This is a genomic window from Candidatus Acidianus copahuensis, from assembly GCF_000632495.1.
Classification (GTDB): Archaea; Thermoproteota; Thermoprotei_A; order Sulfolobales; family Sulfolobaceae; genus Acidianus; species Acidianus copahuensis.
Map to the genome: position 1 here is coordinate 161,996 of NZ_JFZT01000017.1, position 13,794 is coordinate 175,789.

Here is a 13,794-nt window from a genome sequence, read left to right on the forward strand (position 1 = left end):
ACTTGGATCTCATTGAATTTTGGAAAAGAAGCAGAGAAACTATTGATGATTTAGTGTCAAAATTTGTTGACGGAGTAAAGGAATGGGAAATAATGGAAATGAGTAAGTATGTAATGAAAGATGGGAAGAGATTTAGAGGGACCTTAGTCTTTCTCTTCAATGAGGCACTAGGAGGTAATGAGAAAGATGCATATAACGCTGCATTAGCTACTGAAATTTTACACTCAGCTTCATTGGCTTTGGATGATATAGTAGATTATGATGTAACCAGGAGAGGAATGAGATCCGCGTGGGCAATTTACACCAATAGAAGAGTAATATTTGTATCCAATTTTCTAATTCCTACCGCATTAAAGATGATTTCAGAATATGGTAAAGAAGCATTAGACATAAGCGTAGATCTATGGAAGGACACTGCTGCTGGGGCGCTTAAGGATATATATGGAAATAACCAAGAATATCTCTTGACTATAGAGCTTAAAACAGCTAGTCTCTTCAAATTACCTACAATGTTAGCTAGTTTTTCGTCTCGGAGAACAGATAATCTAGATCACCTAATGGAGGCAGGAAAATATTTAGGCATGGTGTATCAGATAATCGATGATTATGTGGACTGCGTCAAACTAGACCCTTCAAACCTTGGAGGGAGCGCAAGACAGCTTTTTGAACTTACGAGTGGTCGTGTAGAGAGTTATGTTAAAATTGAATACTCTAAGCTCAAGGAAAAATATCTGCTTAATATAAATTCAATTCAAGTTAACGATGAATATATGGACTTGCTTAAGGCTCTTCCAGACTTTTTAGGCGCAGGTCTTCTATCAGAAGCCGGAATAAAGAATAAAATACTTTTAGACTTCGTTTAAACTTGGTGAAGAATAATAGAAATTGCAGTTATTCATGAATCCCCCAAGGTAACTGAGGCTTCCAAAGAATTCTTGGTAGAAATAAGAAGTAGAGGTTTCACCGCATATTATATAAGGCCTTCAAAGCTTAACTCCTTCTTAGATAACGGTATTGAGTTCAATTATGCTGGCAAGAAGTTATCTTTAGATGGAGGGATAGTTAGAAACTTCGGATTTTTGATAACTACAGAACAGCTTATGAAAAGGGTCGGCGTGCTGGAAGGTATGGTAGAATCTGGTATTTGTCTAATTAATAAACCAAGGGCAATGATGTTAGCTAGGGATAAGTTCTCTAGTCTAATGAAATTAAAGAGAAATGGGATTCCTATACCTCCAACTGCCTTAGTTGAGGATCCCTTTGAAGCGATGAGATTAACTGAAAGATGGGGAGAGGTTGTAGTAAAGCCGATTGTAGGAAGTCTTGGGTTAGGGGCTATAAGAGCTTCAGATCCAGATATTGTGTTTAGAGTAGCTAAGGCAATTCTATCAATAAATCAACCAGTTTATATTCAAAAATACGTTAAGAAACCTAATAGGGACATAAGATCTTTTGTTATAGGCAGAAGATTATTAGGAAGTATATACAGAATCGCGCAAACAAGTTGGAAAACTAATGTAGCTCAGGGAGCTTCAGTTCAAGTCTTAAATCCAAGCAGGGATCTAGAGGAAATGAGTATAAAGATAGCTGAAATTATGGGGTTAGACTATGCTGGTATTGATATCGTAGAGGATGAAGAAGAAGGATATAAAGTCTTAGAGGTAAATGGGGCTCCTCTATGGAAAGGGTTTGTGACAGCTACTAAAATAAGCCCAGTAAAATATATAGTGGATTACTTAGTCCAAAAGATAAAGAAATGAAGATAAAGCAAACCGACTGAAAAATGATGTCGAGCTCTCGGACTGATCACTCAAAAAAGTTCTTTTTATCCTTTAAAGATCTAAGAACAAACATAGTGTAAGTTGACGTTACACCTTCCATATTACCTAACTTATCTAATGTTTTAGCTAATTCCTCTTTGCTTGATACTCTAACCTTAAGTAAAGCATAATATTCCCCAGTAACATCGTAGATTTCGAAAATTTCGTCCATTTTCTGCAATTGTTCTAAAATATTTTCATATCTCTTTGGATCGCTTTTTAGTAATACAAAGGCTAATACATTCATTCCTATTTTATCTAGGTCTACGTCAACGCAAAATCCTCTAATTACTCCCGCTTCTCTTAGTCTTTTAATTCTCATGTGAATAGTGGATTCGCTTAAATTCATTATTTTAGCAAGTCTTGAGAAAGGAATTCTCGAATCTTGCTGTAAAATATTAAGTATCTTTTTATCTACATCGTCTAAATAATAATGTTCACTCAACCGAATATCATCCTCCCAAACATTTTAAGGAGATCAATTTTATCAAAATCTCCCATCGCAAACTTCAATACCATATCTGGATCTGACTTCATTAATACTTTCTCTAACGCTTTAATGTTATTTGATCTCTTTACATACTGTATTATTTCGGCATGTTTTTGAAGAGTCCAGTATAGTTTGCTTTTCTTGAATTCTTTTTTGAAATCCTTTTCCTCTAGTAAGGATTCTGCAAAAATTTTGGAAGTTATAATTGATGGTCTTATTCCTTCTCCTGTAATAGCATATACTGTCCCCAGAGCCTCACCTATGTAATTTCCATTCAGTCTTTCTTCTAATACCCCAAAGTCACTAACTCTAGCTCCTTGAAAAGCCCTCGTATTACCCTTAACCAGAGTTTTGAGTTTCTCCTTTAAGAAATCCACGTTAGCATAACCACCTATTCCAATTTTAGATCCTTCTCGTTCTGGAAATACCCAACCGTAACCAAGAAGATCCGAGTAAAAATACATCTCTACAGTCTCATTATCTATTTCATGGTCGGTAATGAATTGAATCGCAGGTATAGTAAGATCTTTAGAAAGAGAATAATGACCATTTGCCAAAACAATTTTATCAAATTCCTCTCCTTCATTTTTTCCATTTACTTTTATTTTGTTTCCTTCTATCTGAACTTTTGAGTTTCTTTTAAGATCTAGTCCTTCAGAAAGCTTTTCCAGAAAAAGGGGTTTATCAACTATATATCCCAGATTTTCCCTTCCTCTTATATCATAGATTAATTTATTATCGTAGAAAATCTTGAACCCTTTTATTTCACTAATTATTGACTCTTTTGGGATTGTAACGTAATTTTCTATTCCTTTTAAAACTCCCCAAGCACACGGTTTTTTACCAAGAGTGTCCAAACCTTCGTAGATAGTAACTTCATTCTTAGTTCCCTTAAGGAAATAACCTAAAGATATTCCCGCTGGACCTGCTCCTATAACAGCTATCCTCATCTATTATCCCTTATTCTTTAAAGTATAGGTATGTTATAATTCCTAGTATTAAAAACCCTGAATATAATATTATAAGTTCATAGAAGTTGTGGAAAAATCTTCCTGCGACTGCACCTATAATTAATACTATAAGCATAGCGAAATAGCCATTTCCTACTTTTACTATAGATTTATTGACTAGCTTGAATATTAATGCTCTTAAAACATATAATATCGATATAATAAAAGGTATGGATTCTATTAGTGAGACTTCAGCAAAAACTCTAGGCTTTATAGGTAAAGCAAAAAATACGCCTAGAGCAAGACCGAAGGAATAAATTCCAGTAAAGTAAGTGGAGATAATCGCGTTTTGAATTCCCTTCCATGGAAGATACCTTACAAAATACCATAATACTATTGCTAAACCAATTAAAGATGTTACTAAGAATGCGGGAAAATTAAATAGGAAGGCTGGGATTACCGGTAACAGGATAAGCAGTATGGAAATTATAAGAGTGTTGGGTTCTTTCATTTTCCTCTGCTCTATAGCTTAACAAAAATAAAAATAACTTATGGTAATATGTCACTGTGAAATACTCTATTCCTATTCTTCTCATACACGGTGGAGCTGGAAACTGGAGGGAGAGAGATAGTGAGAACGCTAAAAAGGAGATAGATAATGCATTAAGAGTAGGGTACGAGGAGTTTAAATCTGGAAATTCCTTGGATGCGGTAGTCTCGGCTATATCCTACATGGAGGATTCAGGTCTCTTTGATGCTGGCATAGGTAGTGTAAAGAACAGCAAAGGAGAAATAGAGATGGACGCCGGATTAATGTTGGGAAATGATCTAAGAGCAGGTGCAGTAGCATCCGTAAAAGTAAAGAATCCAATAAGGCTAGCTAAAAGAGTTCTAGAAGATGGTAGGCATGTATTGATGGTAGGGAGAAATGACGACTTTCCATTTTTTGCTCATAGTGGTAATTATGGAGGAGACACAGTTGGTGCAGTTGCGTTGGATAAAGATGGGAATTTAGTAGCAGGTACAAGCACTGGAGGGATATCAGGAAAATTGCCAGGTAGAGTAGGGGATTCTCCGATTCCTGGCGCGGGATATTATGCAACACAAAGGGTTGCTGTCTCAAGCACAGGGATAGGCGAAATAATTCTGAAAATATTACCAGCTAAAGAAGTCGATATTTTAGTTTCTATGGGTTTTTCTTTAGAAGATGTAGTAAGAAGCGTAATAAATAAGGTAACAAATATTTTTGGAAAGGGAAATATAGGAATGATTGCTATAGATAATAAGGGAGTAGCTACGGCTTATTACAATACGTTAGGTATGGCTAGAGGTATTAAATGGAGTGATGGACAAAAAACAATGATATTTGAAGGTGAAATATGATGAAGATTCTTGTAATGAGCAACGTAAGGTTTCCAGAACCTCACATAGAGAGCACTTTATCGACAATTATTAAGAAGGAAGAACCTGAAGCAATAGTTTTAGATGGCGATACAACACAATGTTATTGGGACTATGAATGTCCAAGAGTTATAGACGTATTATATGTTATAAGAAGTATAGCTCCATGGGCACAAATAATATACGTTCAAGGTGATATGGATCCCCATGCAATTAAATGCATAATGGCAGAACCTAGGTATAGGGAAGAAATAATTGGCACTACAATGTATATAGCAGATGTTTCATCGATGAAATATTATATACTTCACGGTCATCAAGGGGATATAGATCAGCTTAGGAAGAACATAGGGGCTGGGCCATGGGATTGGATAGTTGTAGGACAATATAAAAGACTGGAAGTAGATAGGCTGGCAAGGGTAATATACGCGGGTGGTATTACGAGGGAATTTCCCTCTGAGAGTAGAGGATACCTTGTAATAACGGAGTCTACTCATTACCTGAGAACTATAGGTAAGTAGTGAATATATGTTATTTATCGACCAATTACCTAAAAATAGTTGTTTAATGTACGCCTTAAATTGGTCATTGTTTTACTAAATAGTTTTTATACATGGTAGATTCCTATCATTCTATGCAAAAGCTGGATCATAAACCAGTACTGGTTCTTGTTCATGTTAAAGACGAAGAGTTAAATGACGTTTTTAGAAGAATGTTTAAGGACGTTAGGCAGTTTGGAAGTAGCCATATTATTGCTAACATTATAACAGAATCTGAATACTGGAAAGTTTTTGCGAACTCGAGAGAGGCTATCTTGGATAATCTAGATCTAGAACTAGAAATTTATACATGGAAAAATGAAGAAGTAGATAAGTTGATGGAAAAGGTACAGACATACGTATTAAAGGGAATTATAACTTATTGTAGTGATGAAAATAAATATTCTATGAGAAAAGTTATAGAGGTAATGCCAAACTCGCTAAAGACCTTAATGTTAAAGGATAATTGTAAGTAATTTTTTATTTTTAATGCCATTAGTACTATAGGGATCTATTTGAAAGATACTTATGACGTATTAATAATAGGAGGAGGTTTTGCTGGAGCTACAACGGCTTGGCATTTGTCAGGTAAGGGTTTAAGAATTCTTCTGATTGACAGTAAGCCTTGGAATAGGATAGGAGACAAGCCTTGTGGAGATGCAGTAAGTAAAGATCACTTTGATAGCCTTGGCATGCCATATCCTGAAGGTAACCAATTAGAACAAAAAATTGAAGGAATAAAACTCTATAGTCCAGATGAAAAAACTGAATGGACAGTTAAAGGGGAAGGTTTCGAAATTAATGCCCCTGCTTACAATCAAAGAATCCTAAGAGAGGCCGAAAGTAGAGGAGTGGAAATTATGGACATGACTACTGCTATGAAACCGATAGTTGAGGACAGCAAAGTAACAGGAGCATTTCTCTTTAATAGAAGGAATAACTCTCAGGTTGAGGTTAGAGCTAAAGTAGTTGTAGAGGCAACTGGATATTCAATGAGTTTTAGGAGTAAATTGCCTCTACAGTTTCCAGTAACTGAGCCCTTAGATGATAGGGATACTGATATAGCCTATAGAGAAGTAGCTTATACAAAAGACGAAATTGAGGACTCGGCTTATCTTAAAATCTTTGTTAATCAGCATACATCACCTGGTGGTTACTGGTGGTACTTTCCGAAGGGGAAAAACAAGGTGAATATAGGACTAGGAATTCAAGGAGGTATGGGTTATCCGAGCATACAAACTTTCTACGAAAAGTATTTGCCTCAATATGGGCAAGATGTAGATAGAAGTAACCTAATAGTAAAAGGAGGCGCATTAGTGCCAACTAGAAGACCAATTACAACCTTAACCTGGAACGGAATTGTTGTGGTAGGAGATTCAGCTTTTACAGTAAATCCTGTTCATGGTGGAGGTAAAGGTTCGGCCATGATTTCCGGTTTTTGTGCATCAAGGGCTATTTTGAACGCCTTTGAAGTTGGAAAATTTGATGGAGATACTTTGTGGGAAGCTAACATATGTTATAATGAAAGATATGGTGCGAAACAGGCAAGCCTAGAACTCTTTAGAAGGTTTTTACAGAAGTTATCAGATGATGACATAAATTATGGGATGAAGAAAAAAATTATAAGAGAAGACGATTTGTTAGAAGCAAGTTCTTATGGTGACTTACAACTTTCAGCAGCAGATAAAGCTATTAGAATTTTATCAGGACTAGGTAGGCCATCGCTTCTATTTAAGCTCAAGGTTGTAGCAGAGTATATGAAGAAAATAAAAGACCAATATAGAAACTATCCAATAAACTATCAAGGGCTAGAGAAGTGGAGATCAGGAATATACGGAATAATGTCAGATTTTGATAAAAGTCTCAGCAATTAGAAAGAGCGCTAGGACTAAATAGGGCAAAGCTATTGGGATCCAAACAGTTTTAATAGCATAACTTCCAACTTTTTCTAAACCCTCAGTTAAGGACGATATGACTTTACCAAGAACTCTAGTCTTTATCTTAATCATCTTAAATTCTGCATCATTTACTTCTAATGCGTTGTTTAAACTCTCTTCAATAAGCCTTCTAGATTCAGTTATTAATTTAGGGCATAGGGTTGCTGGTTGATAAAGATTTCCAAGAGAGCTTGCAGTACATGTATGATCATCTGGAGTTACTAGTATGGCATCAGTTAAGTCTGATGCATTTTCCCTAATTTTTTCCCTAACCCCCTCACATGCGTTATTAGCGAAAACATAAACTATGGAAGTCTTTTTATTTTCTGAAATGAAAGTTAACACTTTAATTTTCTCGTTACAGTAACCTTCACATCCCTCTAATTTTCCTTCAGCATAGCCTATCCTGAGTTTGTTTCCTCCAAACTTTACTTTTCTGCCTAGAAAATTCCTTATTTCATCTCTTTCCTTTCTGCCTATTTCCTTTTTTAGAGTTTGATTATGACAATCTACTATGAAGTCTTTTCTCTCAACCATTGTTGTCCATAAAGAACCAGGTAGATCGTCAATTCCTCCGTTTGGTCTTTCAAGAAAGCTAAGACTTATGTTATCGAATATAATACTAGTTGCCCTAAAACCATCAAACTCTTCCGTCTCTATTTCTCCAAAACTTATCTTTTCCATGTTTTTTATATTGGACAAGATTTCCTCTACTACTTTCTTAGTTTCTTTTAGCGAAGGCAGGTCTATCTCATGACTACCAGGTCCATGAAATACAAAGGATTTAGGCAGAGATTCTTCAAACAGATATGGAAAAAACGAACTTCCTACTTTACCGTAAAGTCCAAAATGAATTTGAGGTAAAATAATGTATATATCATTTAGCCTTAATACCATAACATTAAGCAATGAAGGTATAGATATCTTACTTAAAAAGGACTCTACCTCATTATCTTTCTTATAACTTATTGCTCTTAAGAACGGTCTTAATACACTCATTGAGCTTATTCCCATTATTTTTCTTCCCTTTCTATTAATCGATGATATATAGAGAAACGAAAGAACGCCCACAACTATTGGAAAAAGAATAAACCAAAAATTAGGGTAAATCAGAGTTGGTAAAATTGCAATCAATGTTGAAAGCCCAACTGCAGTAATGTCGCGATGGTCTATTAACATCGCATAATTGGTAAGTGGAACTAATGTGCCAAAGGTAAAGAGATAGACTTTACCGAAAAAAGAAAAAATAATGTAAATTATAGGGAAAAATGAGAAAAAGAATAGAGTGGATCTATATTTATTCCAGAAAATTAAACTAATTGCTACTGCATAGATAAGAAAGGAATATAGCAGATCAAATCCTACTATTAAAGATCTTATTACTACAGCGATTGACTCTACAGATGCCAGCGGTAATAGGATCTTAGTACTAGGTAAGGTAATAATCTTGGAATAATATTTTCTCGTAAGCTTTTCTGAATCCATGATTAATCCGATATGTTGGGGATAAAAAATGATTGACAAAGAAAAGCTTGGGAAAAAGGTAGTTCACAATAAGTTGGAAGATTGTGATCTTTATGTAATCGAAGATGAAAAAACGTATTTAGTTTTTATATTTCATGGTAAATATATCTACTTTAAGGTAACTCCATCATTTCCAGGAAAGTGGAATTGTGAAGAGGCAATCTATTATCCATACGGGTTATTTGGATTCGTAAGACATGATGAGGATATAACTAATAAAATAAAAATGAAAATTGAGGTGCTTAAAAGTGCTGGACTATGATCTGATAATATCTGATGTAGATGGAGTCGTGTTTAGAGAAGGAGAACCAATATGGGAAAATATTCAGTCAATTAGGCAAATGATCTCTAGAGGTAAGAAAGTAATTTTTGTAACTAATAATTCTGGATTTAGTCGAGTTCTTCTTTCTAGACAATTGAATTACGTTGGCTTAGACGTATCCTCAAATGATATAATAACAAGTGCTCTCTCAGCGGCTATATATATGAAAAGGAAAACTGATATCAAATCTGTTTATGTCATAGGAGAAGAAGGTCTAGTTGAGGAGATGAAGAATTTCTCATTTCAACTCTTTTCCTCAACAGACGTCGAAGTGAAAAATCCAGATAGTGTAATTTTAGGCCTAGACAGGCTTAGCAATTATGATAAGATTTCTGCAGGAATGAGATGTATATATAACGGATCAAAATTCATAGCGACAAACATGGATAGACTTTGGCCATCAAAAGATGGACTAAAGCTTGGAGCAGGAGCTTTAGCAGCTGCAATAGTTTACGCATTAAGGCGAGAGCCTGATTTTGTTGCTGGGAAACCTAACAAATGGATAATAGAAGTTGCTATGGAATTAGCGAGCATAAAGGATCTATCAAAAGTCCTGGTGATTGGAGATCAACTGGAAACTGACATTAAGATGGGGAACGACATTGGAGCAGATACTATCCTTGTCTTAACAGGTATTTCTACTGAAAGGGATGTGGAAAAAAGTGATGTAAAACCAACTAGAGTTGTAAAAAACTTATCTTCAATACTCTAAATCAAGGTTTTTAATTCAGTAGAGTATTTTGAGTATATGGAAAAACTTTCGTATGATGCAATAGTAGTGGGAGGAGGATTAGCTGGATTAATGGCTGCTCACCAAATAGCTTCAGCCGGGTTCAAAGTTGCTGTAATCTCTAAAGTCTTTCCAACAAGATCTCATTCATCTTCTGCAGAAGGAGGAATTGCAGCTTATATGCCTGGCAACTCAGATCCGAACGATGACCCAGATTTCATGAGTTATGACACTATAAAGGGTGGAGATTATCTAGTCGATCAAGATGCTGCCCAACTTCTTTCAGAGAAATCTGGTGAAATAGTTAAAATCATGGAAAGTTGGGGTACTCTTTTTAATAGACAACCTGATGGCAGAGTAGCCGTTAGATATTTTGGGGGACAGACTTATCCTAGAACTAGGTTTGTAGGAGACAAAACAGGAATGGCGCTTCTTCACGCTCTTTTTCAAAGAGTATCAGGGATAGGTAATGTAGATTTTTATAACGAATGGTTTTCCTTGGACCTAGTTACTGATAATAAGAGGGTTGTTGGCGTTGTTGCAATGGAAATGAAGTCTTTAAATCCAGTTCTATTTAAGGCCAGAGCAGTAGTTATGGCCACGGGCGGTATGGGAATGCTTTACTCTCACTCAACGAATGCATATATCAATACTGGAGATGGATATGCAATAGCCCTTAGGGCAGGAGCCTCGTTAAAAGATCCAGAATTTGTTCAATTTCATCCAACTGCACTTTATCCATCTGATATTTTGATAAGTGAGGCAGCTAGAGGTGAAGGAGGTATATTGATCAACAATAAAGGGGAAAGATTCATGAAAAGATATGCTCCTAAAAAGATGGATTTAGCCCCACGTGACATAGCATCAAGGTCAATAATAACTGAAATTAGGGAAGGTAGAGGATTTCCTGGGGGATATGTAGGGCTGGACTTAAGACATTTAGGAGAGGAGTATATAAAGGAGAGATTAGCTCTCGCATATGAAGCAGCTAAGACATTTTCTGGAGTGGATGCTACGAAAGAGCCTATACCTGTAAGACCAGCCCAGCATTATTATATGGGAGGAATAGACGTCGATATAACAGGGAAAAATCCAGATATAATAGGTCTATTTGCCGCAGGAGAAGCTGCATGCGTATCAGTCCATGGGGCTAATAGACTTGGTTCTAATTCCCTTCTTGAGACATTAGTGTATGGAAGGGAAACAGGTAACTCTGTTGTATCGTTTTTAAGAGACTACAGTGGTTCTACTTCTGATATGGAGAAGGAAGCAGAAAAAGTCGTAGAAGAAATATATAGGTTTACAAAAAGCGAAACAGGAGTTCACTATGGAGAGGTATTGAATAAGTTGAGAGACATAATGTGGGAAAAAGTAGGTATATTTAGGGATGAGAAAAATATGAGCGAAGGATTAACGGAAATTATGAAACTTAGAGATATGGTACCGTCAATGTACGTTACAGATAAAAGTAGCGTGTACAATACTGAGTTCTTTAATGCACTGGAGTTAAGGAATATGTTAGATCTAGCTGTAGTAATAGGAACAACTGCATTAAATAGAAAAGAGTCAAGAGGTGCGCATTTTAGAACGGACTATCCTGAAAGAGATGATCAAAATTGGTTAAAACATACTATAGCATACTCTAAAGGAAAGACTGTAGAGATTACGTATAAGCCAGTTAAGATGACTAAATGGAAACCAGAGGCAAGGGTGTACTAAATTGGTAGAGAAAGCAGAAGAACAGAAAAACTTAGCCCAGTTAGAGGAACAAGAAATAACTGTAAAAATTAAGAGATTCAGCAAGGAAAAGGGTTCGTGGTGGCAGGAGTACAGACTAAAGGTAGATAGGTTTACACAAATGACTGAAGTTCTAAGGAGGATAAAGACTGAACAAGATCCAACAATTTCCTATAGAGCATCTTGTCATATGGCAGTTTGCGGGAGTTGTGGAATGAAGATAAATGGAGAACCAAGACTAGCTTGTAAAACTTTAGCTCTAGATATTGTAAAGATATACAACTCAAGTACAATTAGCGTAGAACCAATGGATTATTTCCCCGTTCTAAAAGACTTAGTTGTGGATTTAGACGAATTTTACGATAAGATGTTTAAGGTAAAGCCTAGATTATATCCAGATAAGGACGTACTTGAAGGTAAAGTAGATCATAGGTTGAAGCCTGAAGACCAAAGAGAATTATGGAAGTTTGAGCAATGTATATGGTGCGGATTATGTGTATCCTCATGTCCGGCAGTTAGAATTGATCCGGAGTTTCTTGGTCCAGCAGCCCATGCTAAGGGTTACAGGTTCCTAGCAGATCCTAGAGATACAATTTATGAAGAAAGATTAAAGATCCTTATCGATAGCTCTTGGAGATGCACTTATTGCTACCAATGCTTTAATGTGTGCCCTAGGGATGTAGAACCAGTTACGACAATAAAGAAGACTAGAGCTCACACTAAATTCATGAAAGAAAAGACAAAGGTTGCCGAAACTGGTGAAAAGCACATTGAAAGTATAGTCAGTAGTATTAGAGAGACAGGAAAATTGGAGGAAGCAAAGGTATATCTTAGTACTTATGGTTTATTAGAGTCTATAAAGGACATGATATATGCAATGCAAAATGGAAAACTGAAGTATGCGCTTGTTCAAGATACCAAAGTTAAAGGCCTTGATCAAATAAAGAAGATAATGGGTGAGTAAAATGAAGATCGCATATTATCCAGGTTGTGCAACCCATGGTTTGTCCAAAGACGTCGATATAGCGACTAAGAAGGTTTCTGAAATACTTGGAATTGAACTAGTTGAGGTTGAAGATTGGAACTGTTGTGGGGGAGGATTTCTAGATGAATATGATGAAAAGGCACACGCAGCCCTTAATCTAAGAAATCTATCAACGGTAGAAAGAATGGGATTAGATAAGATGGTTACTCCTTGCAGCGTTTGCCTGCAAAGTCACAGGTTAGCTATAAGTAAGTACGACGAAAATAAGGACTTAAAAAAAGAAGTAGATACGAAACTTAAGGAAGCAGGCATATCCTATCAGAAAAAGGCTACAGCAGAACATATAGTTTGGATTTTAGTGAAGGATGTCGGATTAGATAATATAAAATCACATGTGAAAAAGCAACTTACTGGTCTAAAGGTAGGTGCATATTATGGCTGTCAAATGTTAAGACCAGAAAAAGTTATGGGCTTCGAGCCTGCATATAATCCACATAGTATGGAAGACCTGATTGAAGTTACTGGGGCTATGCCAGTAAAGTTTCCTATGGCAATAGCTTGTTGTGGTTTTCCTTTAATGGGGAGTAACCCTAAGGGTGGAATTAGGTTGGCTTATAATGTAATGAATTCCGCAAAAACTATGGGAGCTGATATATTAGTTCATCCTTGTAGTTTATGTCATCTACAACTCGATGTAACACAGCTAAAAGTAAAGGCTGAGTTCAACCTTCAATGGACTATGCCTGCCATATATGTTACGCAACTATTAGGTTTGGCTTTTGGTCTATCAGCTGAAGAGCTAGGCATAAGTAAAATAGCGCAAAGAGTTCTTAAGGAGAAGGGAATAATATGAGCGTGGAAGAGAGTATAGTTAAATACCTAAAAAAACTAGGTGCGGAATTAGGTGAATGGAAGGAAGTGTCTGAAAGACCAGGAAAGGCACCATTTGCAAAAGAACTAGAGTATAAATTCGAAGATGTTATGTGGGGTAAAATCCACCTTAGAAATGATGGAGAGATATTCATTCACGTAATCTCTAAGATCCCCTTTAATTGGAAAGATAAGGTAAAGGAGCTCAAGATCAAAGGCCAGATTGAAGATGCTGCTGGAGGATTATTATGGTTAAGAGAAGAGGAAAATAACATTGAAGAAGATATTAAGTGGATAAAGGAATACTTAGAAAGTTTAGCTAAACAGAATAAATAGCTTTCTTTAATTTAATTAATTATAAATATTTATAATGATTTGTATAAAAAAGATTTTGAGTAATGAAAAATAGTTAATCATGTTATTTTTTGGAGATATTTTTATATTTAATATTATATAGGATATGTAATATATAAGTCTAGCATTTACAAC

General features: G+C 35.8%; 16 protein-coding genes. 12 read left to right on the plus strand and 4 right to left on the minus strand.

Annotated elements, in window-relative coordinates:
* Positions 1-2: 2 nt before the first annotated feature.
* Together gdS-2 and CM19_RS02500 are read left to right on the plus strand one after the other, a co-directional pair.
* Positions 3-863 carry a hexaprenyl pyrophosphate synthase gene (gdS-2, locus tag CM19_RS02495; protein WP_048098857.1) on the plus strand — a complete coding sequence of 287 codons (861 nt, stop codon included), beginning with the start codon at positions 3-5 and terminating at the stop codon, positions 861-863.
* Between the two features lie 72 nt (positions 864-935).
* On the plus strand, positions 936-1,760 hold the full coding sequence (locus CM19_RS02500; protein ID WP_048098858.1) for a RimK family alpha-L-glutamate ligase: 825 nt from the start codon (positions 936-938) through the stop codon (positions 1,758-1,760).
* A gap of 46 nt (positions 1,761-1,806) precedes the next feature.
* Here CM19_RS02500 and CM19_RS02505 read toward each other — a convergent pair whose 3' ends face one another.
* Genes CM19_RS02505 through CM19_RS02515 form a run of 3 tightly spaced genes read right to left on the minus strand, consistent with a single transcriptional unit; the run spans position 1,807 to position 3,771 of the window.
* Positions 1,807-2,265 carry an Lrp/AsnC family transcriptional regulator gene (locus CM19_RS02505; protein WP_048098859.1) on the minus strand — a complete coding sequence of 153 codons (459 nt, stop codon included), beginning with the start codon at positions 2,263-2,265 and terminating at the stop codon, positions 1,807-1,809.
* Positions 2,262-3,260 carry an NAD(P)/FAD-dependent oxidoreductase gene (locus CM19_RS02510; RefSeq protein ID WP_048098860.1) on the minus strand — a complete coding sequence of 333 codons (999 nt, stop codon included), beginning with the start codon at positions 3,258-3,260 and terminating at the stop codon, positions 2,262-2,264. The genes CM19_RS02505 and CM19_RS02510 overlap by 4 nt, the downstream gene beginning before the upstream one ends.
* Positions 3,261-3,270: 10 nt before the next feature.
* Complete coding sequence (locus CM19_RS02515) at positions 3,271-3,771, minus strand: hypothetical protein (protein ID WP_048098861.1); 501 nt, start codon at positions 3,769-3,771, stop codon at positions 3,271-3,273.
* A gap of 56 nt (positions 3,772-3,827) precedes the next feature.
* On the opposite strand from CM19_RS02515, the gene CM19_RS02520 reads away from it, so the two are divergent.
* From CM19_RS02520 to CM19_RS02535, 4 genes are all read left to right on the plus strand, one after another.
* Positions 3,828-4,643, plus strand: a complete 816-nt coding sequence (locus CM19_RS02520) for an isoaspartyl peptidase/L-asparaginase (RefSeq protein WP_048098862.1) — start codon at positions 3,828-3,830, stop codon at positions 4,641-4,643.
* Positions 4,643-5,182, plus strand: coding sequence for a metallophosphoesterase family protein (locus CM19_RS02525; RefSeq protein WP_048098890.1), 540 nt, complete (start codon positions 4,643-4,645; stop codon positions 5,180-5,182). The genes CM19_RS02520 and CM19_RS02525 overlap by 1 nt, the downstream gene beginning before the upstream one ends.
* A gap of 113 nt (positions 5,183-5,295) precedes the next feature.
* A complete protein-coding gene (locus CM19_RS02530; RefSeq protein ID WP_048098891.1) occupies positions 5,296-5,676 on the plus strand; it encodes a DUF5751 family protein in 381 nt (126 codons plus the stop codon).
* 39 nt (positions 5,677-5,715) lie between these two features.
* A complete protein-coding gene (locus CM19_RS02535; protein ID WP_048098863.1) occupies positions 5,716-7,074 on the plus strand; it encodes a digeranylgeranylglycerophospholipid reductase in 1,359 nt (452 codons plus the stop codon).
* Here the strand turns inward: CM19_RS02535 and CM19_RS02540 are convergent.
* Positions 7,045-8,622: a DUF2070 family protein gene (locus tag CM19_RS02540; protein ID WP_048098892.1), complete on the minus strand. Its 1,578-nt coding sequence runs from the start codon at positions 8,620-8,622 to the stop codon at positions 7,045-7,047. The genes CM19_RS02535 and CM19_RS02540 overlap by 30 nt on opposite strands.
* Before the next feature lie 28 nt (positions 8,623-8,650).
* On the opposite strand from CM19_RS02540, the gene CM19_RS02545 reads away from it, so the two are divergent.
* The 6 genes from CM19_RS02545 to CM19_RS02570 are packed head-to-tail and all read left to right on the plus strand — an operon-like array spanning position 8,651 to position 13,641.
* Positions 8,651-8,923 carry a hypothetical protein gene (locus CM19_RS02545; RefSeq protein ID WP_048098864.1) on the plus strand — a complete coding sequence of 91 codons (273 nt, stop codon included), beginning with the start codon at positions 8,651-8,653 and terminating at the stop codon, positions 8,921-8,923.
* Positions 8,910-9,695 (plus strand): HAD-IIA family hydrolase, encoded by a 786-nt coding sequence (locus CM19_RS02550; RefSeq protein WP_081801185.1) that lies wholly within the window; start codon positions 8,910-8,912, stop codon positions 9,693-9,695. The genes CM19_RS02545 and CM19_RS02550 overlap by 14 nt, the downstream gene beginning before the upstream one ends.
* 36 nt (positions 9,696-9,731) lie before the next feature.
* A complete protein-coding gene (locus tag CM19_RS02555; protein ID WP_048098866.1) occupies positions 9,732-11,432 on the plus strand; it encodes a succinate dehydrogenase flavoprotein subunit in 1,701 nt (566 codons plus the stop codon).
* A gap of 1 nt (position 11,433) precedes the next feature.
* The gene (locus tag CM19_RS02560) at positions 11,434-12,414 is read left to right on the plus strand and encodes a succinate dehydrogenase/fumarate reductase iron-sulfur subunit (RefSeq protein WP_048098867.1); all 981 of its coding nucleotides are present in this window, start codon (positions 11,434-11,436) and stop codon (positions 12,412-12,414) included.
* A 1-nt stretch (position 12,415) separates the two neighbouring features.
* Positions 12,416-13,288, plus strand: a complete 873-nt coding sequence (locus tag CM19_RS02565) for a CoB--CoM heterodisulfide reductase iron-sulfur subunit B family protein (RefSeq protein ID WP_048098868.1) — start codon at positions 12,416-12,418, stop codon at positions 13,286-13,288.
* Positions 13,285-13,641 carry a hypothetical protein gene (locus CM19_RS02570; protein ID WP_048098869.1) on the plus strand — a complete coding sequence of 119 codons (357 nt, stop codon included), beginning with the start codon at positions 13,285-13,287 and terminating at the stop codon, positions 13,639-13,641. The genes CM19_RS02565 and CM19_RS02570 overlap by 4 nt, the downstream gene beginning before the upstream one ends.
* The last annotated feature ends 153 nt before the right edge of the window (positions 13,642-13,794 follow it).